The sequence below is a fragment of the Actinoplanes sp. NPDC021490 genome, assembly GCF_055562135.1.
Window position 1 is genome coordinate 102,039 of sequence record NZ_JBVHFW010000022.1, and the last position, 26,854, is coordinate 128,892.

24 protein-coding genes are annotated in these 26,854 nt (G+C 72.2%); 14 read left to right on the forward strand and 10 right to left on the reverse strand.

The window, feature by feature from the left end; genetic code table 11:
• Nucleotides 1–52: 52 nt before the first annotated feature.
• The 3 genes from ACZ3I4_RS41285 (at nt 53) to ACZ3I4_RS41295 (ending at nt 2,871) form a co-directional block, all read left to right on the forward strand.
• Nucleotides 53–613 (forward strand): AAA family ATPase, encoded by a 561-nt coding sequence (locus tag ACZ3I4_RS41285; RefSeq protein ID WP_465387703.1) that lies wholly within the window; start codon nt 53–55, stop codon nt 611–613.
• On the forward strand, nt 610–2,256 hold the full coding sequence (locus tag ACZ3I4_RS41290) for a hypothetical protein (RefSeq protein WP_465387586.1): 1,647 nt from the start codon (nt 610–612) through the stop codon (nt 2,254–2,256). Before ACZ3I4_RS41285 ends, ACZ3I4_RS41290 begins: the two co-directional genes overlap by 4 nt.
• A gap of 198 nt (nt 2,257–2,454) precedes the next feature.
• The gene (locus ACZ3I4_RS41295) at nt 2,455–2,871 is read left to right on the forward strand and encodes a hypothetical protein (protein WP_465387587.1); all 417 of its coding nucleotides are present in this window, start codon (nt 2,455–2,457) and stop codon (nt 2,869–2,871) included.
• Here ACZ3I4_RS41295 and ACZ3I4_RS41300 read toward each other — a convergent pair.
• Nucleotides 2,849–3,790, reverse strand: coding sequence for a TetR/AcrR family transcriptional regulator C-terminal domain-containing protein (locus tag ACZ3I4_RS41300; protein WP_465387588.1), 942 nt, complete (start codon nt 3,788–3,790; stop codon nt 2,849–2,851). The two genes, ACZ3I4_RS41295 and ACZ3I4_RS41300, sit on opposite strands and share 23 nt — an antisense overlap.
• Nucleotides 3,791–3,890: 100 nt before the next feature.
• On the opposite strand from ACZ3I4_RS41300, the gene ACZ3I4_RS41305 reads away from it, so the two are divergent.
• The 3 genes from ACZ3I4_RS41305 to ACZ3I4_RS41315 all read left to right on the forward strand — a co-directional run bounded on the left by ACZ3I4_RS41305 (nt 3,891) and on the right by ACZ3I4_RS41315 (nt 6,380).
• A complete protein-coding gene (locus tag ACZ3I4_RS41305) occupies nt 3,891–4,628 on the forward strand; it encodes an ABC transporter ATP-binding protein (protein WP_465387589.1) in 738 nt (245 codons plus the stop codon).
• A complete protein-coding gene (locus ACZ3I4_RS41310) occupies nt 4,625–5,941 on the forward strand; it encodes an FtsX-like permease family protein (protein ID WP_465387590.1) in 1,317 nt (438 codons plus the stop codon). The genes ACZ3I4_RS41305 and ACZ3I4_RS41310 overlap by 4 nt, the downstream gene beginning before the upstream one ends.
• A 76-nt stretch (nt 5,942–6,017) precedes the next feature.
• Nucleotides 6,018–6,380 (forward strand): Mth938-like domain-containing protein, encoded by a 363-nt coding sequence (locus ACZ3I4_RS41315; RefSeq protein ID WP_465387591.1) that lies wholly within the window; start codon nt 6,018–6,020, stop codon nt 6,378–6,380.
• Nucleotides 6,381–6,407: 27 nt separating this feature from the next.
• On the opposite strand, the gene ACZ3I4_RS41320 is transcribed toward ACZ3I4_RS41315, so the two are convergent.
• Nucleotides 6,408–7,070, reverse strand: a complete 663-nt coding sequence (locus ACZ3I4_RS41320; RefSeq protein ID WP_465387592.1) for a hypothetical protein — start codon at nt 7,068–7,070, stop codon at nt 6,408–6,410.
• Between the two features lie 320 nt (nt 7,071–7,390).
• Here ACZ3I4_RS41320 and ACZ3I4_RS41325 point away from each other — a divergent pair, with 320 nt between their 5' ends.
• Entirely contained in the window at nt 7,391–11,572 is a 4,182-nt protein-coding gene (locus ACZ3I4_RS41325; RefSeq protein WP_465387593.1) for a polymorphic toxin-type HINT domain-containing protein, read from the forward strand.
• Nucleotides 11,573–11,580: 8 nt separating this feature from the next.
• Here the strand turns inward: ACZ3I4_RS41325 and ACZ3I4_RS41330 are convergent, their stop codons facing one another.
• Both ACZ3I4_RS41330 and rph read right to left on the reverse strand, forming a co-directional pair.
• The gene (locus ACZ3I4_RS41330) at nt 11,581–12,216 is read right to left on the reverse strand and encodes a hypothetical protein (RefSeq protein WP_465387594.1); all 636 of its coding nucleotides are present in this window, start codon (nt 12,214–12,216) and stop codon (nt 11,581–11,583) included.
• A 20-nt stretch (nt 12,217–12,236) separates the two neighbouring features.
• A complete protein-coding gene (rph, locus tag ACZ3I4_RS41335; protein WP_465387704.1) occupies nt 12,237–14,810 on the reverse strand; it encodes a rifamycin-inactivating phosphotransferase in 2,574 nt (857 codons plus the stop codon).
• Between the two features lie 185 nt (nt 14,811–14,995).
• On the opposite strand from rph, the gene ACZ3I4_RS41340 reads away from it, so the two are divergent.
• The 6 genes from ACZ3I4_RS41340 to ACZ3I4_RS41365 all read left to right on the forward strand — a co-directional run bounded on the left by ACZ3I4_RS41340 (nt 14,996) and on the right by ACZ3I4_RS41365 (nt 21,041).
• Complete coding sequence (locus ACZ3I4_RS41340) at nt 14,996–15,289, forward strand: hypothetical protein (RefSeq protein WP_465387595.1); 294 nt, start codon at nt 14,996–14,998, stop codon at nt 15,287–15,289.
• A complete protein-coding gene (locus tag ACZ3I4_RS41345; RefSeq protein ID WP_465387596.1) occupies nt 15,279–15,854 on the forward strand; it encodes a hypothetical protein in 576 nt (191 codons plus the stop codon). Before ACZ3I4_RS41340 ends, ACZ3I4_RS41345 begins: the two co-directional genes overlap by 11 nt.
• Nucleotides 15,743–18,265 carry a hypothetical protein gene (locus ACZ3I4_RS41350; protein ID WP_465387597.1) on the forward strand — a complete coding sequence of 841 codons (2,523 nt, stop codon included), beginning with the start codon at nt 15,743–15,745 and terminating at the stop codon, nt 18,263–18,265. The genes ACZ3I4_RS41345 and ACZ3I4_RS41350 overlap by 112 nt, the downstream gene beginning before the upstream one ends.
• 78 nt (nt 18,266–18,343) lie before the next feature.
• Nucleotides 18,344–18,904: a hypothetical protein gene (locus tag ACZ3I4_RS41355; RefSeq protein WP_465387598.1), complete on the forward strand. Its 561-nt coding sequence runs from the start codon at nt 18,344–18,346 to the stop codon at nt 18,902–18,904.
• A complete protein-coding gene (locus tag ACZ3I4_RS41360) occupies nt 18,882–20,561 on the forward strand; it encodes a M48 family metalloprotease (protein WP_465387599.1) in 1,680 nt (559 codons plus the stop codon). Before ACZ3I4_RS41355 ends, ACZ3I4_RS41360 begins: the two co-directional genes overlap by 23 nt.
• A gap of 33 nt (nt 20,562–20,594) precedes the next feature.
• On the forward strand, nt 20,595–21,041 hold the full coding sequence (locus ACZ3I4_RS41365; RefSeq protein ID WP_465387600.1) for a hypothetical protein: 447 nt from the start codon (nt 20,595–20,597) through the stop codon (nt 21,039–21,041).
• 12 nt (nt 21,042–21,053) lie between these two features.
• On the opposite strand, the gene ACZ3I4_RS41370 is transcribed toward ACZ3I4_RS41365, so the two are convergent.
• Together ACZ3I4_RS41370 and ACZ3I4_RS41375 are read right to left on the reverse strand one after the other, a co-directional pair.
• A complete protein-coding gene (locus ACZ3I4_RS41370) occupies nt 21,054–22,181 on the reverse strand; it encodes a flavin-containing monooxygenase (protein WP_465387601.1) in 1,128 nt (375 codons plus the stop codon).
• Nucleotides 22,182–22,225: 44 nt separating this feature from the next.
• Complete coding sequence (locus ACZ3I4_RS41375; protein ID WP_465387602.1) at nt 22,226–22,777, reverse strand: TetR/AcrR family transcriptional regulator; 552 nt, start codon at nt 22,775–22,777, stop codon at nt 22,226–22,228.
• Between the two features lie 80 nt (nt 22,778–22,857).
• Here ACZ3I4_RS41375 and ACZ3I4_RS41380 point away from each other — a divergent pair, with 80 nt between their 5' ends.
• Nucleotides 22,858–23,583 (forward strand): SDR family oxidoreductase, encoded by a 726-nt coding sequence (locus ACZ3I4_RS41380; protein ID WP_465387603.1) that lies wholly within the window; start codon nt 22,858–22,860, stop codon nt 23,581–23,583.
• Between the two features lie 116 nt (nt 23,584–23,699).
• Here the strand turns inward: ACZ3I4_RS41380 and ACZ3I4_RS41385 are convergent, their stop codons facing one another.
• From ACZ3I4_RS41385 to ACZ3I4_RS41400, 4 genes are all read right to left on the reverse strand, one after another.
• Nucleotides 23,700–24,419: a maleylpyruvate isomerase family mycothiol-dependent enzyme gene (locus ACZ3I4_RS41385; RefSeq protein ID WP_465387604.1), complete on the reverse strand. Its 720-nt coding sequence runs from the start codon at nt 24,417–24,419 to the stop codon at nt 23,700–23,702.
• A gap of 27 nt (nt 24,420–24,446) precedes the next feature.
• Nucleotides 24,447–25,349 (reverse strand): thioredoxin, encoded by a 903-nt coding sequence (locus ACZ3I4_RS41390; protein WP_465387605.1) that lies wholly within the window; start codon nt 25,347–25,349, stop codon nt 24,447–24,449.
• Entirely contained in the window at nt 25,346–26,257 is a 912-nt protein-coding gene (locus ACZ3I4_RS41395; protein WP_465387606.1) for an alpha/beta fold hydrolase, read from the reverse strand. The genes ACZ3I4_RS41390 and ACZ3I4_RS41395 overlap by 4 nt, the downstream gene beginning before the upstream one ends.
• Before the next feature lie 184 nt (nt 26,258–26,441).
• Nucleotides 26,442–26,795 (reverse strand): hypothetical protein, encoded by a 354-nt coding sequence (locus ACZ3I4_RS41400; protein WP_465387607.1) that lies wholly within the window; start codon nt 26,793–26,795, stop codon nt 26,442–26,444.
• Nucleotides 26,796–26,854: the final 59 nt, after the last annotated feature.

Consider the following 26,854-nt stretch of genomic DNA (forward strand, 5'->3'; position numbering starts at 1 on the left):
ATCCGTGGGCTGGTGAAGACGTTCGGCGACTTCCGGGCTGCTCGGCCACGACCTGGCGACCGACCGCGACCGGGCCCGTTCGGTGATCGGCGTGCTGCCCGAGGGTCTTGACTTTCCCGAGCGGCTCACCGGGGCCGAGCTGCTGCGATACACGGCTGCCCTGCGCGGGCTCGACCCGGCGGTCGCCCAGCGGCGCAGCGCCGAGCTGATCGAGGTGCTGGGCCTGGCCAAGGGGGCCGGCACCCCGCTGGCCGACTGCTCCACCGGCACCCGCAAAAAGATCGGCCTCGCCCAGGCGCTGGTGCACGCGCCGCGGCTGCTGGTGCTGGACGAGCCGTTCGAGGCGGTCGACCCGGTGTCGGCGCTGGCGATCCGCCGCCTGCTGCAGCGCTTCGTGGCCGGCGGCGGCACGACCGTGCTCTCCACCCATTCGATGTTGCTGGTCGAGCAGATGTGTGACGACGTCACGATCGTCCATCGGGGACGCGTGGTCGCGGCCGGCGCGGTCGCCGAGGTCGCCGCGGGCGGCACCCTGGAGGACCGGTTCGTCGAGCTGGTCGGGGCCGAGGTCGCCGGCGACGGCGGCGACCTCGACTGGCTCACGCCCCGATGAGCGCGGTGGTGACCGTCGCGCGGATGCGGGCGGCGATGTTCCGTCGTGCCCTGCGGGACGGCCCCGGCCCGGCGGTGGCGGCGCTGACCGGACTGCTGGCGGCCGGATGGCTGATCGTGTACGCCGCCCGCCCGTCGGCCCACCCGGGCACGCTGACGATCCTCACCGTGAGCTGGGTGCTGGGCTGGATCAGCCTGCCGCTGCTGCTGGGCGGGGTGCGCGGCCGCGTACGCCCGGTTCATCTGCGCCTCGAGTCGCTTCCCGTGCCCGCGGCGTCGACCGGGTTGCTGGTCGCTTCGGCCATCGGCATCGGTCCCGCGGTCTCGCTGCTCGCCCTCGCGTCGCTGCCGGTCCACGCGGCCCGCACGTCCGGCGCGTCGGCCGCGGTGTGGGCGGCCGCCGGGGCGGTGCTGCTGTGGCTCGTCGGGCTGGTCGGGTCGGCCGTCGCGCTGGAGGCGGTGGGGCGCTTCGGCGGACCGGTCGCGGCCGTGCTCACCGGCGTCTTCACGGGCGCCGTCATGGGCGTGCTCGGCTCGGCGTGGGCGGTCGCGCCGTGGGCCGGTCTGCTGCTGGTGGCCGGCCCTCCGGCCGGTGTGCGCCCGGCGCTGTCCTGGCTGCAGGTCGCGGACGGGCGGGCGGTCACCGTCGTCCCGCTCCTGCTGATCGCGGGGGCAGGGGTGATCGCGTACGGGTGGCTGGTGCGCCGTGTGCTCGCCGGAGCGGGACGGCCGCAGCCGGCCCGGAGCTCGACGGCGCCGGGGCGGTTCGCGTACAACGCCGTGGACGGTGTCGCCGGGCGGGAGCAGATCACCTGGCTGCGCCACCCGCTGCGCCTGCAATATCTGGCGTTCGCCGTCGTCTACGGCGCGCTGCTCGCCGGCCTGCCGCTGACGGCCGGCGTCGACGTGCTGGCGCCGTGGGCGGGCGTGCTGGTCGTGCTGTGGGCGGCGACGATGGCGGCGAGCCTGGTCGGGCTGGACGGCACCGCGTTGTGGCTGCCGATGACCGCCCCACGCGGCGAACGGGCCGAGGTGCTGGGCCGCGGGATCGCCTTCCTGCGGCTGGCGTCGCCGCTCGGGGTCGTCTTCGCGGTCGCCGGCCGCCTCGTCGCGCCCGATGTGGATCCGGTGCCCGCCCTGGCGACCCTCGCGGCCGTGCTGGGCGCCGGCGGTTCCGTGCCGGTGTGGGTGTCACTTCTGCGCGTCCGCCCCGTGGAAGATCCTCGCCGCCCGTCGGCGGCCGACAACCCGACCGACATCGTGAGCGTCCTGCTGGTGCTGGTCGCGCTCGTGGTGACGGCCGCCCCCGCGTTCATCCTCGCGCTCTGGGGGCCGCACTGGGCCCGCTGGCCGGCCGTGGCCGTGGGCGTCCTGTGCGGAGTGCTGGCCTGGCTCGGCGGCATCTGGGCGGCGACCCAGCGCCTGACCCGGCGCGGCACCGAGGTGCTGGCCGCCGCCGGTCAGACCACCGCGGCTCCCGCGACCGGGATCCCGATCAAGTGGGACGCCGAATGGGTTCGCACCCACCGTACGACGGTCTGGGCTCTGGCCCTTCTCGCGGCCGGCTGGGTCCCGGTCGTCCCGCAGGGCCTGATGGTGCTGGTTTCGACATCTCGGGCGGCTGGATCGTGGCCTCCCACCTGACCGGAACCGCGCAGACGGCAACGGCTCTGGGCATGGTTGCCGGGGGCGGCACGATGCTGCTCGCCGGTCTGCTCCTGTGGGACCGCCGCGAGCCCTGACCGGTGGCGTCCGGGATCGTCCGGGAATCGCGCACACCCCGGCCACCCCGGCCGAACATCGACATCGCAAGTCGTCGATTTTTCAACGGGGGAGTACAGCATGCGCATTCGATCCCTGGTCCGCCCGGCCGTCGCCGCGGGTTTCGCCTCGGCCGCGATTCTCGGGGTGGCCGCCACACCGGCGTCGGCCGTGGGGCCGTCGGGCAACGTGGCGGCGCCGTCCATCGTGGGCTGCCGTGACACGGCCAAGCAGCTCAACGGCACCGACCCGAACGGTCACTGGCCGCCCTACAGCTCGGCCTACACCACGACGGCCTGCGCCGACATCAACGTCTACGTCAACCAGACGGTCAGCGTGAAAACCTGTTTCGAGCCGTCGAGCGGCGGGATCTCGTGCAACGCCTGGCGTACGGTCTACGCCGGCAGCTGGGGTCTGGCCGCCACCGACGTCCGGGACTACACCCGGTTCCACCTGCTGTTCAGCACGACGGGGGTCACCGGGCGCGTCGCCTACTGACGTCCGGGCCGGCCTCCGGTGGCTCAGCGCCGCCGGAGGCCAGCACGGTCGCCAGGCCGTCGAGGAGGCGTTGCAGGCCGAATTCCAGCAGGGTGTCGAGGCTGAAGGAGCGGTCGCCGGAGGTGACGTAGCGGGCCATCAGCGGAAGCTTGCCGGTGGCCAGCGCGGCCGCGAAACGACGCTCCTGCGACTCCATCCACTCCACTTCGGTCATTCCGGTCTCCTGCTCGGCCTGCGCCTCCTCCTCCAGATTCACCGCGGTTCCCCGTACGTAGTTGGCCACCGTCACGGCCGCGTGGAACTGGGTGCCGCCCTCGAGACCGTGACCCTCGAGGGCGCGCATCGTCCACTCGGTGTGGGCCATCGCGTGCGGGGCCAGCAGCGGCCGGGTGAACGAGATGGCCTGGGCCAGCCACATGTGCCGGCGGTACATCGACCACTGCAGCCGGGCCACGGCCTCGACGCAGGCGCGCCACCCGTCCCGACCGGCCGACATGCCCGGCGGGGGAGGGTTGGCCGCCATCACCTTGTCCATCATCAGCAGCACGAGCTCCTCCTTGTCGGCCACGTGGCGGTAGACCGACATGGTCGGGATGCCGAGCTCACCGGCCAGCCGCCGCATCGACAGCCCGGTCAGGCCCTCGGCGTCGGCGATCGTGATCGCGGTGCGGACGACCAGGTCGCGGTCGGGGGCGGCGCCGGCGGGCACGGCCCCGATCGCCACCACTGTGCCGACCCCGGGCTTGGCCCGCACCAGACCCTCGTCGCGCAGATGGGCGATCACCTTGGTCGCGGTGGCCATGGCGACCCCGTACGTGGCCATGATCTGTCGCGTCGACATGATGCGCTCGCCGGGACCGGGCTCACCGGCGGCGATCCGGGCGGCGATTTCCGCGGCGATCGTGCGATAGACACTCACCGGGCCTCCTAGTGCACTAGAGCGCTTGACCGTAGTGCACTAGCCCGATACGGGTGCTAGCACTACCGATTTCAGAGTAGTGCGTTCGTACGGTGTATCTATGACCGACATCGTCAGGGTAGAAGAGCTGTACAAGACGTACGAGGGTGGCGTCACCGCCTTGGATGGCGTCACGGCCGGGTTCCGCGCGGGCAGCTTCACCGCCGTGATGGGACCGTCCGGTTCGGGCAAGACCACGCTGCTGCACTGCGCGGCCGGGCTCGACCGTCCCACCGGGGGCCGCGTGTTCATCGACGGCGCCGAGCTGACGGCCACCAAGGACACCCCCATGACCAAGTTCCGCCGTACGCGGGTCGGGTTCGTCTTCCAGGACTACAACCTGCTGCCGTCGCTGACCGTCGAACAGAACACCGTGCTCTCGCTGCGCCTGGCCGGGCGTCGTCCCGACCGGCAGCGGGTGGGCGCGGTGCTCGACCGGCTGGGCCTGGGCGACCGGCGGGACGAGCTTCCCGAACGGCTCTCCGGCGGCCAGCGGCAGCGCGTGGCCGTGGCCCGGGCCCTGATCACCGAGCCGGCCGTGATCTTCGCCGACGAGCCGACCGGCGCGCTCGACCTGCGCAGCGCGCGCGACGTGCTCACCCTGCTGCGTTCGGTCGTGCACGAACACGGACGGACGGTCGTCATGGTCACCCACGATCCGGTCGCCGCCGCGTACGCGGACTCGGTCGTGTTCCTGGCCGACGGCCGCCTGGCCGGATCGTTGCCCGCGCCGACCGCCGACGCCGTGGCCGAGCGGCTGGCCCACCTCGGGGACCGGGTGAGCGGGGTGTCCGCATGATCGCCGTGGCCCTGCGCAATCTGCGGCACCGTCCCGGCGGTTTCGTCGCCACGTTCCTCTCCGCCTTCCTGGGCGCCGCGCTGATCATGGCGTTCGCCTCGCTGCTGGACACCGCGTCCGGGGTCGCGGCGGCCGACGGCAACGAGTCGCTGGCCACCACGGCCACCGTCGGCGGCGGCTGGTGCCTGGTCATCGTGGCCTTCGCGGTGACGTCCACGCTGAGCCTGGCCGTCCGGCAACGCGCCGGGCAGATCGCGCTGCTGCGCCGGGCCGGCGCGACCGGTCCGCAGCTCGGCCGGATGGTCGTGGGTGAGGCCCTCGCGGTCGCCCTGGTCGCGTCGGCGGCGGCCGTGCCCGCGGGCTGGCTGCTCGGCCGGGTGCTGGTCTCGCTGCTCAAGGACACCGGGCAGGTCGCCGCGGCGGTCCCGGCCGGGTTCGGCCCGATCGCGCTCGGCGCCGGCTTCGGGGTGACCCTGCTGGGCTCGTTCGCGGCCGCGAACGCCACCGCCCGGCGGGTTCTCGCGTCGTCCGCACGCCACGAGCGGCCCCGGCTGCGCCGGATCGGCGCCGTGCTGTTCCTGCTGATCGGCGCGAACTGCGCGGTGCTGACGGCGACCCTGATGGACGGCAAGGGAATCGACGCCATGCAGACCGCCGGGCAGGCCGGGATCTGGGCCGCGATCGGTCTGGCCCTGCTCGCCCCCGAACTGCTGCGCCTGGTCACGGTCGTCCTCGGCCCGCTCGTGCGGCTGGCCGGTGTCGCCGGTTCGCTGGCCGTGACGGGCGTCCATTCCCGTACGCGTCAGCTGGCCTCCGCGGTCATGCCGGTGCTGCTGTTCACCGGCATCGCCACCGGCACCGTCTACATGCAGGGGATCGAGGATCGGGCGGCGGAGGGCCAGATCCAGCCCGAGTACGCCCAGGACATCCAGACCCTGAACTACGTGGTCGTCGGCATGATCACCCTGTTCGTGGCCATCATGCTGGTGAACACGCTGGTCGCCGCGACAACCCACCGCCGCCGCGAGTTCGCCCAGCAACGGCTGGCCGGCGCGACCAAGGGGCAACTGCTCGCGATGGTCTCGCTCGAGGGCGTGCTGATCACGGTGACCGGCGTCCTCGGCGGGCTGGCCGCCTCGATGTTCACGATCCTGCCGTTCGGTTCGGCCCGCGCCGACCAGCTCTGGCCGTCCGGCTCCCCGTGGGCGTTCGCCGTCATCGCGGCGGCCGCCGTCCTGCTGACCGGCTTCGCCACCCTCCAGACCACCAGCCGTACGGTCCGCGGCCCGGCCACCACCGCCGTCCACGCGTGACCCGTTTCGCCCCCGGGCCGTGAACAGCTACTGTTCACGGCCCGATCCCTGTCCCGTACGCCCGGAGGGAACAGCCGTGACGTCACCGAAGATCGTGTCCGTCGAGTGGGGACGCATGGAGGTGGAGGGGCTGCCGCCCGGCAAGGACTTCAAGCTCTATCCCGGTGGCGGCCGGGAGTGGGACTGGTCGGAGACCGGAACCCGCCACAGCCCCGGCATCCAGCCCGCGGACGTCGAAGACCTCCTCACCCACGGCGCCACGGTGGTCGTCCTCTCCCGCGGCATGGAGCTCAAACTGCAAGTCGACCCGGCCACGCTCGACTATCTCGGCGAGCAAGGCGTCGAGACCCATGTGGCCGAGACCGGACAGGCCGTGGAGCTCTACAACAAGCTGGCGGAGACCCGCGCGGTCGGGGGCCTGTTCCACTCGACGTGCTGACGCCCCCGCCGCGGCCCGCGGCACCCATCAGGTAACCGGATCGCGCGTCCACGCCATCGCGGCGGTCGGCCGGGGCTGCCGGTCACCCCACAGTTGGAAGCGGCGCAAGGCGGCGGTGCCGGAGAGCATCCAGGTGTCGTACGGCCCGGACGCTTCGGCCACGAGGCGCAGGTCGCCCGTCGGTTCGTCGTCGAGGCTGCTCGTCACCCAGGTCTCCAGGGCGTTGCCGGGCACGGGATGCCAGGCGCTCAGCTCGTCCATCAGGGCGTGCCCCTCGATCAGGTGATGGATCGAGGGGCTGACCTCGAGGAAGGGCCCGCCCTCGGTCACCCCGAACCGGCCGTCGGTGTGCATCAGATGCCGCACCGGGGACGACACCCGCTGCCCGATCCAGCCGAAGGACCACCCGTCGCGCTCCGGACGAGCCCAGCCGTCGACATCGAAGTCCCATTCGCGCGTGGTGTCCCACCGCTCGGCGCCGGCCCGGACGCTTCGCCGCACGGTGTAGCGCAGACCGCCGAAGCGGGTGACGAAGTCACGCCGGCGCACGGCCAGTTCCAGCGGATCGCGGTAGTCGGTGGCGAGCACTTCGGTGGCCGCGGGCTCGCGCCGGGCCGTACGGCTCAGGAACGCCCGGGCCCGGGATGACAATCCGTCGAGGTCGTCGAGCAGGTGCACATGGACTTCCACAAAACAGGAGGGACCTCACGGTACCCGGCGCGGAATTTGTTTGGGCTGGTCCGGGGCGCAATCTTGGCGGCCGCGGGCGCAACGGGATAGAGCCGACGCCCGGAGTCGTGCTTAGATCACGCCGGTATTTCGGAGTTCGTCTATCTCCGAGGTGCCGTCGCTGTTCTTTGCACACACGGGGGAAAAGATGGACTTCACCGGCCGATTGCCACGCGCCGAGCGGGCGGCTGACTAAGCGCCGCTTCCTTTCTTCTCGCGCGCCCGTGCCGTACGGGCGTGCGTTCCGCTCTGCCCTGCCCGAACTCTGAAATGGACATTCTGTGGTGAATCGTGCCCCGCGGATCCGCGCCTTACTGATCGCGCTGCTGGCTGCGCTCGTGGTCGCCGGACTTCCCGCCCCGCCGGCGAACGCCGCCCCACCGCCCCGTGCGGCCGTCAAGGCGGCCGCCGATCCGCCCCCGATCCCGGTCCCGCCGGTGGTCACCGAGTCGTGGAACGGCTCGACCGGGGTCGACGCCGTGGCCGAGCGGTGGCGCCGGGCCGTCGCCGACGTCGCCGCGCTCACCCCGGAGCCGGAGATCCGCGACGCCGCCCTGGCCGCCCTGGCCACCGGTGACCCGGCCGTCATCCAGAAGTTCGCCCTGGTCGACAAGCCGGCGCTGGACAAGCAGGTCGCCGCGCGCAAGAAGAAGGAGGCGGCCGACAACCTCGCGGCGGTGAAGGCGCTCAAGGGCACCGGCGGCGCCAACTTCAACGCCGAGGTCGAGCGGGTGCTGGCCGGCACCGACAGCGACCGGGCGATGTTCCTGGCCTACGGGGCCGACATCGCCCGCGAGCGGGACGCCAAGGTGGCCCGGAACGCGCAGGAACGCGCGGCCACTCTGCGCGAGCGTGTGCGTCTGGTGGCCGCGGCGGCGCCGGCCGAGTCGAACGTCCGGCGCGCGGCCGAGGTGGCCCTGGCCGGCGACGACGCGGCGATCAACGCGTTCCTCGCCACCGGCTATCTGGTTGCGGCCCGGGCCGACGCGGCCGAGCGCGAGCAGTACCTGAAGGACCTGGAGGCGCGGAACAAGGCGGCCGAGGAACTGACCGACCTGGCCCAGCGGGCCCAGCGGGCGTCGCAGGCCCGCACCCGGATGCTGGTCGCGCACGGCAACGCGGTGCGGGAGCTGCAGCGTGCGGCCAACGCGATGGCCGGTGCGGCCAACGCGGCCCGGCACGCGCAGCGGGTGCTGGCCGGCAACGGCACGGTGACGGCCAAGGCGACCGAGCTGAACGCGGCCCGGGCGCAGACGACGGCCGGCCTCACGGCCGCGCGGAACGCGGCCCAGGAGGCCAGTGCGGCCGCGGCCATCGCCACCACGGCGGCCGACGACCTGATCGCCACCGGCCTGACCTACGGCGCCGAATGGTCGCTGATCGTCCAGGGCATGAGCGAGGCCGCGACCGCGGCGGTCGGCGCGACGCAGACCGCGGGGCACGCGGTCGACGCGACGATCGCCACCAACAGCGCGCAGGGCGCGCAGGCTCAGGCCGAGGCGCACGCGGCGCAGGCGATCAAGTGGCGTCAGCACGCCGAGGAGCACGCCAAGTCGGCGGCCAAGCTGGCGGCGGCCGCGGCGAAGCAGGCCGCGGCGGCGAAGACCGCCGCCGCCCGCACCAAGAAGGCCCGTGAGCAGGCCGAGGCGGCCGAGGCCAAGGCCTGGGCCGAGGCCGCGAAGACGCGCCGGCACAAGGAGGAGGCCGAGGCCCAGGCGCTCATCGCCAAGGAGCAGCGGCGGATCGCCGAGACCGAGCGGGCCAACGCCGCGGCGCACCGGGCCGAGGCGGACCGGCAGGCGTCGATCGCCCGGTCGGAGCGGGCCAACGCCGAGGCGCAGGCGTCGGTGGCCAGCGGCGCCCGCCGCAACGCGGAGGCCGCCGACGGCGCCGCGGCCGGCGCGGCCAAGCGGGCCTGGGACCACGAGGGCAACGCCCGGCAGGCCCGGGACGAGGCCCAGGCGGCCGAGCGGGCCGAGCAGACGGCCAAGGCCAAGCAGGCGGCCATGCGGGCCGGAGTGTCGGCCGCGGGCAGCGACAGCGAGAAGCAGGAGGCGCAGCGACAGGCCGACGAGGCCGACGCCCAGGCCGGGGTGGCCAGTTCGGCCGCCCGCTCGGCCCGTTCGTCGGCCAACGCCGCCACCGGCGCCGCGGCCAACGCCCGCGCCGCGGCGACGCAGGCGCAGCAGGCCGCCGAGCGGGCCTGGGCGGCCGCGGAAGCGGCCCAGGCGGCCGCCGCGGCCGCCGATGCCGCGGCCGACCGGGCCGAGGCGACTGCCCGGGCCGCCCACGCGGCGCGGGTGCGCGCCGACGCCAAGGCGGCCGTGGCCACGGCCGAGGAGACCAAGGCCGCGCGGGCCGCCGACAACGCGGTCGGGCTGGCCGAGCAGGCGGCCGAGGAGTCGGTGCGGGCGCTGTGGGCGGCCAACCGCACCCGGGACGAGGCCGACGCGGCCACCACCGAGGCCGTCGCCGCGGCCGTGCAGGCCGAGGTCGCGGTGAGCGCGTCCGCCGCGGCCCGGCAGTCGGCGGCGGGCATCGCCGAGCCGGCCAACACGGCCATCGGGATGGTCACCCCGTTCACCGGCGCCGACATCGACGCCGACTTCGTCCGGCTGGTCGCCGAGCAGGCGAAGATCATCGGCGCCGAGCAGGCCGCGGAGGCCGCCGCCCGGGCCGCGGAAGCGGTCCTGGCCGCCCAGCGGGCCGAGACCGCCGCGGCCACGGCCAACGAGCAGGTCCGGCCGGCCTTCGCCGCGGCCGCGCAGGCCGCCCGGTCGGCCGCGGACGCGGCCACCTCGGCCGCCGAGGCCAAGAAGTCGGCCGCTCAGGCCGCGGTGGACGGAAAGGCCGCCCGGGACGCGGCGGCCGGTGCCGCCCGCGCCGACGCGCAGGCCGAGGCCGACGCCCTTGCGGCGCGGTCGGCCGCCCGCGAGGCCGCCAACGACGCGGCCATCGCCGGGAAATCGGCTCAGCAGGCCCAGGCCGAGGCCGACGCGGCCAACAGCGCCGCGTCCGCGGCGGAGAGCGACGCCGCGGCCGCCCGGGGCGCGGCCGACCGGGCCGAGGCCGACGCCGCGAAAGCACGCACCGCGGCCGACAGCGCGCAGGGACACGCCGACAGCGCGGCCACCGCGGCGAGCAGTGCGCTGCAGGCGGCGGTGGATGCGCAGAAGGCGGCCGAACGGGCCGAGGCGGCTCAGCGCAAGCGGGACGCGGAGGAGATGGCCAACGCCATCACCACCCCGCCCGGCGCACCGGCCGGCGACGTCCTCGAATACCTGGACCCGGAGCAGCGGGCCGCGCTGACCGAGGCGCAGGCCCTGGCCGGCCAGAGCCTGATGGACTTCCTCAAGGACAACGCCTTCGACCTGTTCATGGATCTGTCCGGGGTCGGCGACATCAAGAAGTGCGTCATGGACGGCAACGTCGAGGCGTGCTTGTGGAGCCTGGTCAACCTCCTCCCGGCCAGCAAGATCTTGAACGCCACGTGGAAGCTCACCAAGCTGGCGCCCAAGCTTCTGCACTTCCTCGACCGGATCAAGGACGCCCGCAAGAAGCGCGACGAGCTGACCGACCTGGCCAAGCGCAAGAAGGCGGCCTGCCCGTTCGTGCCCAGCAGCTTCGTGGCGGGCACACCGGTTCTGCTGGCCAACGGCACGACCAAAGCGATCGAGAAGCTGCGCGCCGGTGACCGGGTCCTCGCGACCGACGAGGTCAACGGCATCACCGCGGCCCGGACGGTCAGCCGGACGATCACCAGTTACGGCCCCAAGGACCTGGTCGACATCGTCGTCGACGTGGACGGCCCGCGCGGTCACCGTACGGACACCATCACGGCCACGGCCAGCCATCCGTTCTGGGTGCCCGCCCTCTCCGAGTGGGTCGACGCCAAGGACCTGGCCCCGCGGCAGTGGCTGCGCACCGGCGCGGGCACCACGGTCGCGATCAGCGCGGTCCGGCATCACAGCGCGAACCTTCGCGTCTACAACCTCACCGTCGAGGGCTTCCACACCTACTACGTCATGGCCGGCCGCCGGTCGCTGCTGGTCCACAACGCGACGTGCCCGCCCGACGACATCGGCCTGCAGAACGCCGATGACGCCAAGGGGAAGTTCAAATACCCGGGCAACATGAACGGCGCCCTGTTCGTGCCCAACGGCGGTCTCTATCCGCTGTCCACGGGCAAGCGCAACATCCACCCGGACATCCTCGGCAAGGCCGCGCCGGGCACCGCGAAGGGCTTCGACCACCACCTCGAGGCGCAGAGCGCGGCCCTGATGCACGTCTGGATGAAGGACTGGCCGGTGCAGGACAAGAAGGCCACGCTGTTCATCACCGGCGACTACATCTGTGGCGCCTGCGAGAACACGCTGGAGGCGATGCTGCCGTCCGGTTCCCAGCTGACCGTCGTCTATCGCGACTCGAAGGGCATCCAGCGGCGCACCTTCACCGGCCGATAGCTCGCGGCCTACTCCCCGGCCCGGCGCCACTCGATTCCGTCGAGCTGGTCCAGATAGGACAGGCGGCCCGGGTCAGGGGAGGCCACGACAACCTGGAAGAAGCCCGGGCTGTAATCCGGGACGACTTCGGCGACAACCAGGTCACCCAGGAAGTAGCGGTAGTCGTCGTCCTCCGACGGCCACCGCCACTTCGGGAAATCCACCTGCTCGAGGCCGGCCAGCACACCGCTGAGCCGGCCCTCGGGCACGTGGGTGTTCGCATAGGAGCTGCGGGCGCCGTAAAGGGCCTCCTGCACGGCGTGGTGGATCAGGAGCTGTTCGAGCGTCTCCTCGTTGCGGCGCCAATCCTCGTAGAGCTCCCCGTCGTAGACCACGTCGGGCTCGTCCACGTCGAACGACCAGCGCCAGTCACCGGTCGGGTCGACCAGGAAGATCGCCTTCCCGTCCTCCGCCCGGATCTCTTCGGGCCGCAGGAAACGCTTCATCACGCCGCGGGGCTCAGCGCGGCCCGAACTGGTCGCGTACCAGCGCCGCAGCGGCGCGGGAAGCCACTGCCCGGCGGCCGGCAGGGAGAATTCCCCGGACCGGGCGCCGTACCAGCGGGAAAGGAACTCGTCCAGGTGGATCGTCGACGGGTCGATCATGCGGAGATTGTCGCAGGCCCTCAGTCGGACAGAATTTCGATGTAGCCATCCGTGCCGTGGACCCGGATGCGCTGGCCGTCGCGGATGCGGCGGGTGGCGCCGTCCACGCCGACCACCGCGGGCAGGCCGTATTCGCGGGCGATCACCGCGCCGTGGGTCATCTGCCCGCCGACCTCGGTCACCAGGCCGGACACCGCCACGAAGAGCGGCGACCAGCTCGGATCGGTGTAGGCGGTGACCAGGATGTCGCCCGCCTCGACGTCGGCCCGCGCCATGTCGAGGATCACCCGGGCCCGGCCCTCGACGGTTCCGGCCGAGACCGGCACGCCGACCAGGGCGCCGGCCGGCACGTCGTCACGGCGGTACGCCCCGGAGAGACCCTCGCCCTCCGAGGTGAGGATCCGGGGTGCGGCGAGCGCGGCGTACGACCGGAACGCCTCCTTGCGGTCGCGGATGAGCCCGGCGTCGACGGCCCGGTCGCGTACGGCGTCGGAAAGCTCCTGGAACGTCAGGAAGAAGATGTCCTCCCGGGCCGCCAGCGCACCGGAATCGACAAGGCGGTCGGCCTCATTCAGCAAGGCCTGCTTGTAGACGAAGAACCGGCTGACGATTCCGTACTTGGGGAACTCGCGATAGCCGATGAACGTGCGCACCCGCTCGATCATGTGCTGGGTCTCGGCGGCCTTTTCTTCTCCGCCGGGCTGTTCCCGCAGACGCGCAAGCACCTCCTGCGTCTTGTTCTCCGCCGCCTTTCGCCCCTCCTCGAATCGGCGCGCGGCCGCGCCCGGCTCGAAGGAACGCACATTGTCGAGAATCAGCGGAACGAGCGTGGACGGCTGCTCGCTCCACCGCGGCCGGGTGATGTCGATTTCGCCCGCGCAGCGCATCCCGAAACGTTCTAGATAGGACTCAATGGCATCGCGCGCCTCGGTGCCGCCCGGCAGTTTCGGCAACTCGTCGAGGAAATCGTCGTCGCCGGCGGTTCGCAGAAAGGCGACTACTTCCCCGTACGGACGGATCACGTCGGCGACGTCGAGAAGCGCGAGCCCCATCTCCGAGGTGATGTTGCCCGGCGCGGACAGGGTCAGCGTGTCGGCCGCGTTCCGTTCGCCCAGCCACTCCAGCAGGTGGTCGTTGAGCCACCAGGTGGCGCCCATGCCCGCCATCAGCGCCTGCATGCTCAGCGGGTCGGTGAGCAGCCGCTTGTGCTCGTCGATGGCCTCGAGCAGGAAGTCGAACAGCGCCGGCCCGCTCTTGGTGCGGATGTCACGCTTGAGGGCGGCCAGCGAGTCCTCGGTACGCCGGATCAGCTCGGTGACGATGCCCGGATCATTGTCGATCGTGGCCGGGCCGGCGCCGTGCGGAAGCGGGGCGGGTTCGGCGCCGGGTTCGAGGGGCACGAAGTCGCGGTCGAAGAGGGTGTGCAGCGCGTCCCCGACCAGCGGATCGGACTTCCCGGCCATCTGCAGCAGCCCCGCGCGGCCCGCGGCCGAGGCCAGCCGCGCCGTGATGTCGACGAACAGCCGCCCGCCGGCCGTGTGCATCGGCGCCAGCGCGGTCAATTGCCAGACGGAGATTCCGAGGGGCTTCATCGGGTCGGTCATCATCTGCTGGTGGCCGACCGAGATGTACACGCGAGGGCCCGGCCCGGCGGCCTCCGGAACCGGGAACAGCGTGGTGATCGGACGGCTCTGCACGATCTGGAAACTGTCGCCGGCCCAGCACCATTCGATGTCCTGCGGGCGTCCGAAATGCGCTTCGATCCGTCGTCCGAGTTCGGCCAGCCGTACGGCTTGGGTATCCGTCAAAGCCGGCCGTTCCCGCCGTTGCGGGTCGATCGCCACGTCCTCCGTTCCGCCGTCCGGCCGGGGGAGGACGGCGCGGTGTTTGACGGCGATCACCCGCTCGACGATCTCGCCGTCGCGCACCTTGAACACGTCGGGGTTGACCAGCCCCGAGACCAGCGCCTCACCGAGCCCGAAGCTCGCGTCCACGGTGGCGACCCGGCGGTTGCCGGTGACCGGGTCGGCGGTGAACAGGATGCCCGACGCCTCGGGGAGGACCATCCGCTGCACGACGACGGCCATCCGCACCTGGCGATGGTCGAAGCCGTTGCGCAGCCGATAGGTGACGGCCCGCTCGGTGAACAGCGACGCCCAGCAGCGGCTGACGTGCCGCAGGATCTCGGCGGCGCCGATGACGTTCAGATAGGTGTCCTGCTGCCCGGCGAACGAAGCGGTCGGCAGGTCCTCGGCCGTCGCGCTGGACCGAACCGCGTAGGCACTGTCCTCCAGCTCCGCCGTGATCGCCGCCGCGACCTCGCCGGGTATCGGAGTGTCCTCGATCGCGCGCCGCACGTCCGCGCTGAGCGTGCCGATCGCCGCCCGGTCCGCCGGCTCCAGAACCGACAGCCGATCGAGCAGGTCGTCGACGCCGGGCGCGCTCGCCAGAATCGTCCGGTACGCCTCCGTCGTGACACAGAAACCCACGGGCACCCGTACGCCCTCGATCCGTGACAGTTCCCCCAGCTGCGCGCCCTTGCCGCCCACGGCCGCGACCATCGTCCGGTCGATCGCGTCGAAGCCCAGAATCATCCGCAAATACCCCTTCTCGCAGCCCGAGCCGCCGATTGTGCGCCCTCACCCGCCTCTTGCCGCAAGCCCCGGGGTGCGATATACGTTAGAAGTGGCAGGGAGATTGTTCTCCTTGCCTTTTTGCATGTCACCCGTCCGTTGCGCTCGCTGAGCGCCGGTTGCGACCGCTCGTCCATACTGGGGGCATGACGCGGCGACGGCTGTGGGCATCGTTGAAGATCGCCGGCTGTTTGCTGCTCGTCGGCGGGTGGATCACGTTCCTGGCCCGCAACGGGCTCGACCGGGCCGACCAGTTGTCCAGCGTGGCCGGCGTGCTCGTCGGCGCGGCCGGGCTGTGGGCCGCCCTGCGGCAGCACCCGAGTTCGGCCGAGCCGAGCGGGCCGGTGCAGATCAACCAGGCGTCCGGCAACGCCACCATGTACACCGTTCAGGGCGGCGATCTGAACACCGGCGAACCGGCGAGGCGCGATGAGGCGTGAGGTCTCGCCTCAGCAGATCAACACCGCCGGTGACGCCGCCACGCTGCTCGCCGTCCAGAACGGTGACCTGCACGTACACCAGCGGATCGGCACGCATTTCATCGACGAGCTGTCCTTCGGCCCGGTCCGCGCGCTTTCCGGCGAGCTGCCGAGCCGGCTGCTCAACGCGGGCAACCGGGTCGTCGACTTCACCGGCCGGGCGCAGGAGCTGGCCGGGCTGAGCGCCTGGCGTGACGACGGCGCGGCCATGGCCGTCCGCCTGGTGCACGGGGGAGCGGGGCAGGGCAAGACCCGGCTGGCGCACCGGTTCGCCGAGCTGACCCACGCCGCGGGCTGGATCACCGTACGGGCCCGGCACAGCCGCGACGCCGTGGTGCAGCCGGTCGAGGTGGCCGCCGGGAGCGCCCTGGTCGCCCAGAAGCCGCTGCTCGTGCTGGTCGACTACGCCGAACGGTGGCCGCTCTCCGACCTGCTGGCGCTGCTGCTCGACCGTCGCCTGCACGCCGGCCGGGCGCTCCGGGTGCTGCTGCTGGCCCGCCCCTCGGCAACTGGTGGGACGCGCTGACCTACCGGCTCGCCGAGGCGCTCGGCGTCCATGCCGACAGCACCGAACTGGCCACGGCGACGACCGGCCCGCGGGAGGTCTTCGAGGTCGCGCGGTCGTGTTTCGCCCGGGTCCTGGGGGTCGCCGACCCCGGCCACCCGGCGCCGGATCTCGAGGGTTCCTTCCTGACCGTGCACATGGCCGCCCTGGCCCACGTCCTCGCCGTCCGCCACGGCGAGGAACCGCCGACCGACCCGGCCCACCTGTCGGCCTACCTGCTGTCCCGCGAGCGCAACCACTGGCAGTCGATGTACGACAACGACCGCCGGGTCGAGTCGCCGCCGCAGGTGATGGGCCGGGCGGTCTACGTGGCCGCGCTGATCCGGTCGCTCGACTACGCGTCCGCCTTGCCCGTGCTGAGGGCCGTGGCCGTCGCGGACGGGGTCAACGACGCCGGCCAGGTCCTCGCGGATCATGCGATGTGCTATCCGCCGCACGAGCCGGACACCGTGCTGGAACCGCTCTATCCGGACCGGCTGGCCGAGGACTTCGTCGCCCTGCAGACCCCGGGTCACGCCATCGAGGGATTCCGGCCCGACCCCTGGGCCGTGGGCGCGCTCGGGGAGCTGCTGGCCCACGACGCGCGCAGCGCCGCCACGGCGCTGCCGATGCTGCTCGAGGCGGCCCGCCGCTGGCCCCACCTGGCCACCAACCAGCTGGTGCCGTTGCTGCGGCAGAAACCCGAGCTGGCCGTGCGGGCCGGGTCCGCGGCGTTGTCGGCCGTCGCCTCGGCCCCGGCGATGCCGCTGGACGTGCTGGTGGCCATCGAGTCCGCCTTCCCGGCCGAGCCGGCGGCCGACCTGCATGCGGGGGTCGCCGCCATCACCGAACGTCTCGCCCGCGAGCTGGCCGGCCACACCAGCGACCCGGTACGCGCGGGCGCCCTGGCGCTGAAGCTCGGCTGGCGGCTGTTCGAGTCGGGCCGCGTACGGGATGGCCTTGCCCTGCTCACCGAGGCCGTCGTGATCGCCCGGCGTCCGCCCGCGCAGGCGCCGCAGCTGGAACTCGCGCTGCGCAGCCTCGGCCGGGCCTGCACCCGGGCCAGGGACTGGACGCCGGCCGCGGATGCCCTGGGCGAGGCGGTCGGGCTGTGGAACGACAGCGGCCGCCACTGCACGCCGCCGGCCGAGGAGATCGCCACCTGCCTGGCCGATCTCAGCCTCGCCCTGTGGAACCAGGGCCGGGGCACGTCGTCCCTGTCGACCCGCCACCGGGCGATTGCCCAGCTGCGCCGGCTGGTCGCGGTCGACGGGCGGCACCGGCTTACCCTGATCCGCGTGCTGGTGCAGCAGGCGGAGCAGTTGCGCCACGGCGACCGGGCCGGCGACGCGCTGGAAGCGCTGGACGAAGCCCTGGAGCTGCTGCGGGCGGTGGCCGAGAACGCGGGCCCGGGCCTCGAGCTGGACTTCGGGGCGACACTGCTCGGGCGGGCCCTGACACTGCACTCCCTGGGGCAGGACGAGGACGCCGGCTTCGCGGTTTCCGGCGCCGTCGCGGTGTTCCGGCGGCTGGCCGAGGTCAACGTCCGCTACGACCAGGACCTGGCCCGGGCCCGTCAGGTGGAGGCGCAGATCCTGGCCGACCGGTTCAAGTGGCGCGACGCCCTGGACGCGCAAGCCGAGACGGTCGCCATCCATCGGCGCCTCGCCCGCCTCAACGCCGAACGGCACGAGCTTGATCTCCTCCACTCCCTGATCAGGTTCGCCCGCTTCGGCCTCGGCGCCGGGACGCGGACCGAGGCCGCCCTGCAGGCGCTGGACGAAGTGATCGAGAAGGCCCGGGCACCGCGTTTCGCAAACGTCCGGGACCGGCTGATCCGGACCGCGCGCAAGCTCGGCGCCGACATTCTCGACTCGACCGGCCGCGCGCCGGCGACGGACGACATGCGCGACCAGTCGCCCCCGCCGGCCCCGCCGCGACCCGGCAAGCCGGGCGTCGATCCAGTTACGATCGCCCGCTCGCTCGACAACAAGGCGCCCTACTCGGCGCGGATCCGGTTGGAGCGGCTGCCCACACTCGAGATCGCCGCCGTGCTGATCGCGATGCAACCGCAGTACCGGTGGTTCGATCTCATGTTCCGCGGATTCGAACCGGCCAAGCGGCTGGCCATCCTGGGTTTTATGGTGCGCGACGACGCTCTCCTGGCCAACTCCGTGGTGTGGGAGTACGTCCTCCGGCTGCTGCGAAACTTCGACGAAGTCAACCTCACCATGATTTTGCAGCAGGCCGAGCCCGGGGTCGCGGCCGTCATCCTCCGCCATACCAGCAGTTGGACGGCATCCCGGGTGCTCCAGCACTTACCGCAGACCAAGGCCGAGGCGATCAAACGCCTGCTCACTACGACACACGAGACTCCGCGAAATGACCTGTGACTGTGAGCACATACCCCGGCCGGGTCAAATCAGCCGGCGGATCGCCTGCATTCCGGGGTCGAACTCCATACTCACTCAATGGTTGATATCGGGGCGTTCCGCGGGGCCCTCGCGCGATGGTCACTGGCCCCCGCCGAGCGCGCATACGCGGTTTCCCTGGCCCGCGAGGCGGTGCGGGAGATCGCGCCCGACGAGCTCCCGCTGTTCGAGCTGCGCAGCCGGCGGTTCTATCGGTGGCCCCTGCCGCGCGTGCGCCGCGACGTCCTGCGCTCGGACCTCGGCACCACTCTGGCCTGCGTGACCGACGCCGCCCTGGCCGCCGCGCAGGGCGCTGTGGCCATCATGGCCGGCCTGGCCGTGGAACGCGTCGCGGAACGGGCCTCGACCCGGCTGCTGACCCGGCTCAGGGCGCGGTTCCGGCCGCGGTCCGGCTCAGCGGCCGCGGACGCGGCGATCGCCGGTCGGGAGTGGACCCCGGAGCAGCTGGCCCAGATCCGGGCGGCGAGCGTCGCCGCGGGCGGTGGCCGGGTCGATGACGCCGAGCTGGAGATCATCGCCGACCGGATCGTCGCGCGCCTGGCGCTCGGTGCCGCCGGCACCCCGGAGGGTGCGAGCAATGAACGCCGACCGGCCGGCTGACGGCCGACGGGCGGGCTCCAGCACGACCATCCGGTTCGTCGTTCTCCTGATCGCCATGGTGCTCGCCGCCGCCAACGCCGGCGAGATCATGCAGCTTCCCTGGCAGGCCGCCGAGGAACGTTGCCAGCAGGAGCACAAGGAATGGGCCTATCGCGAGGCGGTGGCCCGGCTGCTGGACGTTCCGCCCACGGCGGTCGCCGGCGTTGCCGTACCGGACGATGCTCTCGACCACAGCAGGGTGTACGAGCTGTACAGCTCGACGTATCCGTGTGCCGGGTTCGAACCGCCGATCGGCCTCGTGGGGCTGCTGTCGGTCGCGGCGCTGTTCGGGCTGGGCGTCACCGTGTACTTTCTGCTGCCCTACGCCCGACGGCTCCGGCGTGGCCTGATCCCGCTGGAACAAGCCGGGCACCCGGCCGCCGCAGCCGAGGCCCGCGCCCTGATCGCGGCCGCCGGGGTCCGGGTCACCGTGCTGGTCGACCCGACCGAGTACCGCGCCGACGGGATGGCGTTCGGGCACGCCCGCAGGCGCTGCATCGAGCTGACCGCCGGTGCCCTGATGCTGCACGACCGGGACCCCGAAGGCTTCCGGGCCCTCGTCATGCACGAGATCGGCCATGTCCGCAACCGCGACCTCGACGTCACCTACCTGACCATCGGCCTGTGGCAGTCCCTGGTCATGCTGACCGTGCTGGTGGTAGCCGTCTTCGGCATCGATCTCGGCGAACAGGCGCCGGACCGGTCGGCCAACCTTCTGCACCTCGGTGCTTTGTGGATCACCATCTATCTGACCCGCAACGGCATTCTCCGGGCCCGCGAACACGAGGCCGACGCCTACGCCGCCGAGCAGTCACCGGAGCACCGCGACGCCCTGTTGCGACTCCTCGAGCAGAAATCGCCCGGCCGTTCGTGGCCGAGCACTTTGGCCGGCACCCATCCCGGTCCGCACCGGCGTATCGCCGCACTGCGCCGCCACGGCGGCCTCGATGATCTGACCCGCGGCGACGCGTTCGCACTCGGGCTCGTCACGATGCTCGCCCTGCCGATGGCCCTCAACTGGCGGGTCAACGACGTCCTCAACTACTGGCAGGTCAAACTCGGCTGGATCGACAAGATGGACCTTATCGGTCCCCTGTACTCCTGGCTGGGCGTGCTGGTCCTGGTGCCCTTCGGCGCCGGTCTGGCCATCGGAATCGGGCGGGTGGTGAGCTCGGGCCGATCCCGGGGCCTGCCCCGGCGGTTGGTTCCGCTCGTCCTGGCCCTGTGCGCGGGCTCCCAGCTGGCCATCCTCGTCACGCCCCGGGACACGAACCTCAGCCTGCGGTGGCTGGCCGCGCCCATCGCCTACTACCACGTGAGCGTCTTCGTGCTCGCGATCCTCGTGGCCGGTGTCCTCACCGTCAACGCGCTGGCCTGGCGACTGGTCGTGGCGCGCTCCGCCGCGACACGCTGGCCGTGGCTGTTCGGCGGGTACGGGGCGGCTGTCCTGCTCGTCGGCACTCCCCACATGACGCCCTTCGTCTACTACGTCATCGTCACGGTACCTGTGGTCGGTCTTCTTCTTTCCCTGCGCTCCGGCCCCACGCCGCCGCCGGGCCAGCCGGAGCACCACGCCGCCGAACGGGACCCCGCGCACGCACTTGGCAGCCATCACTGACGCGACGTCGTGGTCTCGCTCGTTGATCCCGGTATGACCCGGCATCTGATTTTCACCGCCATCGCTGCCCTTGCGCTCGGCGCCTGCGACAGTGCGGAAACCGGCGCGGAACCGGCCCCGGTCGCGACGGTCGCCGCCGACCACCGCTATGACAGTGCTCAGAGCCTGGTCGGCGGCTTGGGCAAGGCCGGCATCGCCTGCACCCGATGGGAACGGATCGCCATCCCGATCGGGGCCGAAGATCGCGGCTCCTGCTATGTCGGCGAGAAATCAGTCGTGGCGTCGGTCTATGCCACACATGAGGCCGCCGCGGCCGAGCCGCAGCGCCACGCCGACTTCATGATGCGGGTGAACGGATCCATGGTCTTCGACGTCGTCATGGTGGTCGGCAGTAACTGGACGTTGAACTGCGGCGCCCCCCAGTTGTGCGCCCAGATCCAGAAGAAGTTCGGCGGTGAACTCGTGGCCATCCCGAAGTGACCGGCCGACGTCCTATCGGGCGACTCCCGCCGCCGAGACGGCCCGGGTCACCCGCCGCGACTCGATCGCCAGCTGACGCAGCATTCCGCCCAGCGTCACGTCGTAGCCCATGAAGAACAGGCCCGGCCGGGCCGCCGCACCTCCGTGGACGAGCGGCACCCCGGTGTCGTCGAACAGCGCCGGATCGTCGAACAGCTCGCGCAGCCCGGTGCCGTAACCCGTGGCCGCCACGACCACCTCGGGCTGCAGGCTGGACCCGTCGGCCAGCACCACGGACGACTCGGTGAAACTCTGCACGGCGGCGACCGGCTTCACCCGGCCCGCGATGACATCGCGCACGATGCCCACGTCCTGCAACGGCACGTAGCGCTGCGTGCGCAGCCGGGTCTTCAGGCCCTCGGCCGGGCGCGGGAGCCCGTACGGGGAAAGGTCGGGAACTTCGATTTTGGCCATCGAGGCGGCCATCGTGTTGAACACGCGCTCGGGCAGGCGGCCCAGCAGCAGGCCGTTCATCTGGGCCGGCCAGCCCGCGGTTTCGCGTCGCACGATGTGCGGTGGGGTGCGGATGGCCAGGCTCACCGGCGCGGCGCCGCCCCCGGCCAGGTCCGTGGCGATCTCGGCCCCGCTGTTGCCGGGACCGACGACGAGCACGTTCTTGCCCCGGAACGGTTGCGCATTGCGGTATTCGGCCGAGTGGATCAGCGTTCCGGTCCATTGTGGAAGTCCGGGCCACTGCGGCACGACCGGTGTGTGGAGATAGCCGGTCGCGACGATCAGCGTGCCCGTCGAGTGCTCAGTTCCGTCGCCGAGTCGCAGTGACCAGCGGTCACCGGCCGGTTCGACGTGCTCCACGCTCGTGCCGGTGCGCACGTCCAGACCGAAGCGTTCCGCGTACGCCTCCAGGTAGCGCACCAGATCGTCGCGGCGGACCCAGCGCCCGTACGCCCGAGGGATCGGAAATCCGGGCAGGCCCGACAGCCCCCGCGTGGTGTGCAGGCGCAGCCGGTCATAGCGGCCGCGCCAGCTCGTGGCCACCCCCGGGCCGCGCTCGAACACGACGCAGTCGACGCCGCGCCCCTTGAGCTGAGCCGCCACCGAGAGCCCCGCGGCCCCCGCGCCGAGCACCGTCACATCCGCCATGCGGAGCAGTGTGCGGGACCGGTCGATGCGGCCGTACGCCGGGGTCAGGCCAAGATCCCCGCGGTGGCCAGGGTGACGCGGCGGCGGGCGGCGGCCTCGTCGTCGGAGAAGCGGTCGACCGCCCACGACAGGGCCAGCACCAGTTCGTAGACCTCGCCGGCGGTGATCGGGCCGGACGGCCGGGCCGCCTCGAGAAGCTCGCCGGTCTTGACCATCAGGGGGTCGGCGGCCGGTTTCATCGGGGAGCCGGCGTCGTGGTGCGCGGTGGCCAGGCAGTACGGCAGGTCGTGCCAGATGCGCAGCTGCCAGGTGAGCCGCACCAGCCACTCGGCCAGCGCCTCAGGCGGCGTACGGGTGCGGGCCAGCTCGTCCGCCTCGGCCAGCGCCCCGGCGATGCTGGTCTGCATGACCGCGGCCAGCAGGTCGTCGCGGGTCGGGAAGTTGCGGTAGAGCGTGGCGTTGCCGACCCCGGCCCGCAGGGCGATCCCGTCCAGCGAGGCGAGCACGCCCTCCGCGTCGAACGTCTCGCGCGCGGCGGCCAGGATCGCGTCCCGGTTGCGCTGGGCGTCGGCGCGCAACGGACGGGCTGTAGCCATGAACACTCCTCCTTGACTATCCGGGGAGTATCCCCACATAGTTTTTCCGGGGATGCTCCCCACTTGTTGAAGGAGTCTAGATGAACCAGGCACTCGACGGTCGTACGGTGCTCGTGACCGGGGCCAACGGCGGTCTCGGCGAGCAGTTCGTGCGGCAGGCCCTCGAGCGCGGGGCCGCGAAGGTCTACGCCGCCACCCGTACGGGCCGCCGCTGGGACGACGCCCGGGTCCGCTCGCTCACCCTCGACCTGACGAGCCCCGGCGACGCGGTCCGCGCCGCCGAGGCCGCGCCCGACGTCGACCTGCTGATCAACAACGCCGCCATCGCCCCCGCCGGTGATTCGATCTCCGGCCCCGAGGAGGCTCTGCGGCAGATCTTCGAGACCAACTTCTTCGGTACGCTCCGGGTCGCGCGGGCCTTCACGCCGGTGCTGGCGGCCAACGGCGGCGGCACCCTGCTCAACATCCTGTCCGCGGCCGCCTGGATCAACATCCCGACCGGTTACGCGGCCTCCAAGGCGGCGATGTGGTCGGCCACCAACGCCCTGCGTTTCCAGCTGCAAGCCCAGAAGACACAGGTCATCGGCCTGCTGGTCGGCATGGTCGACACCCCGATGTCGGCCCGCTGGGACGTGCCCAAGGTCAGCCCCGAGAGCGTCGTGTCGCAGGCCTACGACGCCGTGGCCGACGGCTCGATCGAGGTCCTGGCCGACGACCAGACCCGCTACCTGAAGTCCCGTCTCAACACCCGGGCCGAGGAGCTCTACCCCTGGCTCGACGAACAGCTCTCCGGCTTCGCTGCCTGACCGCAGTCGGGTAGCCACCTTTTTGTGGGTACTGGGCAGCGGCTCGCGGTGATAGCAGGCTGGACGGCGGCGGCGCTTCATGCGTGTCGCGGGGCTGCTTACTCCGGCTCTCGGGCTTACTCCGGCTCCCAGGCGATGAGGCGGTCGATGACCTGGCGGTCGCCGTCGAGCTTCAGCGAATCCAGCGGCACCCGGCCGTAGAACAGCAGAACCAGGTCGCCGGCCGGCCCGGTGACGGTGGCGTCGGCCGGTTCGCCGCCGGGCGGCAGGGAGCGGGCGCCCTCGGCCGACAGGGAGACCCGCCAGGAGCGGCCCTCGGTGGCGACGTGGTCGACGATGGCGGGCTCGTGCGGCCACGGGCTCGTCGTCGCGCAGCACGTGACCAGGAACTCCTCCACCCCGTCGAGGGCGACCTGTTCGGGCAGGGGCTGCGGGGCGCCCACGGTGAGCTGGGCGTCGTACGTGTGGACCGCGATCTCCTGCAGCTGATGCCGGGCCGCGGCCGCGCAGTTCTGCGGCGACTCGGAGTCACCCCACCACGTCCAGCAGCCGCTGTCCGGTCCGGCCGCCCGCAGCGCCTCCACCAGCTCCCGGGTCGCCTCGGCGAGCGGGCCGCCGGTGGACCAGGCCGAGGCGGGCGGGGGAGCCCCGGCCGGCCCGGCGGCCACGATGGCCGCCCACTTGCGGCGCCCCTGGATCAGGTGCCGTTCGAGGTCGGCCAGCGTCCACTCGGGACAGGTCGGCACCCGCGCCTCGAGGTCGGGCGCGGAGGCGACGGCGGCGCTGAAGGCCGCCGACCGCTCGTCGATCAGGCTCAGCAGGTCAGTGAATTCCACCCGGGCTTTCTACCACCGCGACCGCCCTCAGCCGAACGTATATACGTACGCCCGGGCGCCGGGGGCGGTGAAGACGACCTCCAGATGGCGGTCCTCGATCCGGCCGGGCTGGCGGATCAGCTGGTACATGCGGCCCTCGTTCAGCAGGCCGCGGCCGTCGGGGCCGGTGTCGGCGCCGTGGGCCTCGCCGGGCGGCTCACCGTCGAGGAAGACCTGGAACGGCACGGGCGAGCCGGCCGCCAGCACCAGGTTGGCGTCGCGGGCCTGGAAGCGGAACGCGATGCTGCCGCCCTCGGCGTGCGAGGCGGCATATTCGCTGCTCAACGTCCAGTCCCCGTCGAGCGCCCACTGGTTGGACTGCAGAAAACCCGGATACCCGTACGCGTGCGAGCCCCCGACGGAGGCGAAGCGCTCGCCCCGGGCGTACCCCAGATAGGTCTCGGGTGTTCTCAGGTGATCCCAGTCGGCCCCGGCCTCCACGCCCAGCGCCTCCGGACGGGTGGGCGGCCTGCTGACGCCGAGCAGTCGCTGGATCGAGCGCTCGAGCTCGGCGTACCGGCCCTCGCCGAACTGGTGGTCGCGGATCACGCCGTCGGGGCCGGCCAGATAGAGGGCCGGCCAGAAGTGGTTGTCGAACGCCTTCCACACCGCGTAGTCGCTGTCGGCCACCACGGGATAGGTGATGCCGCGCGCGGCGACGGCCCGGCGGATCAGGTCGTGATCGTGCTCGAAGGTGAACTCGGGGGTGTGCACGCCGACGACGATCAGGCCGTCGTCGCGGTAGGCCTGCCACCACGCGCGCCGGTGCGGCGCCGTGCGCAGCCAGTTGACGCAGGTCAGGGTCCAGAAATCGTAGGCCACGACATGGCCCTCGAGGCCGGGCGGCTCGGAGTCGAGCCACTCGGCCTCGTCGAGCGAGGGTGCTCTCATGCGCGATACGGTCCCAGGAAATCGGTCAAGGTCGCTACCACCGCCTCGGGCGCCTGCTCGGCGATCCAGTGCCCGGCGTCGGGAATGACGGCTTCCCGTACGTCGTCGGCCAGCGGCCGCATCGCCTTGGCCACCATGTCTCCGTAGCTGAGCGCCCCGCCGATCGCCAGCACGGGCATGCTCAGCTTCGTCTTGGCCCGTTCGCCGTTCTGCGCCAGGGTCTCGTCGAGGGCGCGGTACCAGCCGAAGCTGCCGGGCAGGACCCCCGGCTCGGAAAGCACCCGCACATAGAAGTCGACCAGTTCGCCCGGCAGCTTGCCGCCCTGCACGGCGAACTCGTAGCCGAAGAACACGTCCTCGTTGCCTTGGACCAGCCGCTCGGGCAGACCCTCGACCCGGTTGAACGGGATGTGCCACAGCCGGTTGTTGATCGCCGAGGGCACGAACACCGGCGGTGACGCCGCGGCCAGCGGCGGGCCGGGGATCTCGGCCAGGACGGCCCGGTCGACCCGCTCGGGATGGTCCGACGCCAGGGCGTAGGCGATGGTCAGACCCGTGTCGTGCCCGGCCACGGCGAACCGGCCGTAACCCAGCGCGTCCATCAGCGCCACCAGGTCGTTAGCCAGGGTGCGGGTGTCGTAGCCGCTGTCGGGCCGGCTGGTCAGTCCCGTGCCGCGCTGGTCGACGGCGATCACGGTGAAGTCGCGGGCCAGGGCGGGCATGACCAGGCGCCAGGCGTACCAGAACTCGGGCCAGCCGTGCACGAGCAGCAGCGGAGGGCCGTCGCCGCCGATCACGGCGTGCTGTCGGATCTCCCCGGTGTCGACGTAGCGCCCGGCGAACGTGTCGGCGAACCCGGCGGGCAGGTTCGGCGCACCGGGAACCGACAGCGAATCGGAAATGGTCATGGTGCTCCCTTCACAGAATGTCCGGGACCCCGCCGAGCCAATAGGCCGCGGTTGTCCGTGACAAGGGAGGGAAGCGGAAAAGAATGCCCGACGATGACAGTCGGCCGCGTCCTGGACTGCGAAGACGCGGAAGCGTAGCGTTTTCGGAACTATTCTCCGGACAATTTCCGGATGGCAAATGACATCAATGTTCCGGTCGGTGTTCGACCCTTTTCGGCCGGGTCGTTTCGGGCTTTTTCTCCGTAGCCGAAGCGAGGGGGGCCTCGGGACGCGCGGCCGCGGGTGGCGTGGGCAGCCGGCCCGGGCGGGCCGGGGTCACCGGGCGCCGGCGACGCAGGCGGGGCCAGCGCTTGCCGAGCATCAGATAAGCGGCATAGACGACGGCGGCCACCGCCACCAGGAGGCCGCGCCAGCCCTCGTGGATGACCAGCGGCGGGGCGGTCGACAGCAGGGCCATGGCCAGAACCAGGCGGTGCGTGGGCAGGCGTCCGGGACCGCCACCCGGTCGCCACGCCGAAGATCTCGTCCCGTTGCCCACCGAGGCCAGGTTAGCCCCCGCGGCGCGGGATCCCGCGCCGCCCCGGGCCGGACACAGCC

What these genes read in the sequence shown, in the direction of transcription:
- ACZ3I4_RS41290 (WP_465387586.1), top strand. Translation starts at nt 610, where the DNA reads ATGAGCGCGGTGGTGACCGTCGCGCGGATGCGGGCGGCGATGTTCCGT.
- ACZ3I4_RS41295 (WP_465387587.1), top strand. Translation starts at nt 2,455, where the DNA reads ATGCGCATTCGATCCCTGGTCCGCCCGGCCGTCGCCGCGGGTTTCGCC.
- ACZ3I4_RS41305 (WP_465387589.1), top strand. Translation starts at nt 3,891, where the DNA reads ATGACCGACATCGTCAGGGTAGAAGAGCTGTACAAGACGTACGAGGGT.
- ACZ3I4_RS41310 (WP_465387590.1), top strand. Translation starts at nt 4,625, where the DNA reads ATGATCGCCGTGGCCCTGCGCAATCTGCGGCACCGTCCCGGCGGTTTC.
- ACZ3I4_RS41330 (WP_465387594.1), bottom strand. Translation starts at nt 12,216, where the DNA reads ATGATCGACCCGTCGACGATCCACCTGGACGAGTTCCTTTCCCGCTGG.
- rph (WP_465387704.1), bottom strand. Translation starts at nt 14,810, where the DNA reads ATGATTCTGGGCTTCGACGCGATCGACCGGACGATGGTCGCGGCCGTG.
- ACZ3I4_RS41340 (WP_465387595.1), top strand. Translation starts at nt 14,996, where the DNA reads ATGACGCGGCGACGGCTGTGGGCATCGTTGAAGATCGCCGGCTGTTTG.
- ACZ3I4_RS41345 (WP_465387596.1), top strand. Translation starts at nt 15,279, where the DNA reads ATGAGGCGTGAGGTCTCGCCTCAGCAGATCAACACCGCCGGTGACGCC.
- ACZ3I4_RS41355 (WP_465387598.1), top strand. Translation starts at nt 18,344, where the DNA reads ATGGTTGATATCGGGGCGTTCCGCGGGGCCCTCGCGCGATGGTCACTG.
- ACZ3I4_RS41360 (WP_465387599.1), top strand. Translation starts at nt 18,882, where the DNA reads ATGAACGCCGACCGGCCGGCTGACGGCCGACGGGCGGGCTCCAGCACG.
- ACZ3I4_RS41365 (WP_465387600.1), top strand. Translation starts at nt 20,595, where the DNA reads ATGACCCGGCATCTGATTTTCACCGCCATCGCTGCCCTTGCGCTCGGC.
- ACZ3I4_RS41370 (WP_465387601.1), bottom strand. Translation starts at nt 22,181, where the DNA reads ATGGCGGATGTGACGGTGCTCGGCGCGGGGGCCGCGGGGCTCTCGGTG.
- ACZ3I4_RS41375 (WP_465387602.1), bottom strand. Translation starts at nt 22,777, where the DNA reads ATGGCTACAGCCCGTCCGTTGCGCGCCGACGCCCAGCGCAACCGGGAC.
- ACZ3I4_RS41380 (WP_465387603.1), top strand. Translation starts at nt 22,858, where the DNA reads ATGAACCAGGCACTCGACGGTCGTACGGTGCTCGTGACCGGGGCCAAC.
- ACZ3I4_RS41390 (WP_465387605.1), bottom strand. Translation starts at nt 25,349, where the DNA reads ATGAGAGCACCCTCGCTCGACGAGGCCGAGTGGCTCGACTCCGAGCCG.
- ACZ3I4_RS41395 (WP_465387606.1), bottom strand. Translation starts at nt 26,257, where the DNA reads ATGACCATTTCCGATTCGCTGTCGGTTCCCGGTGCGCCGAACCTGCCC.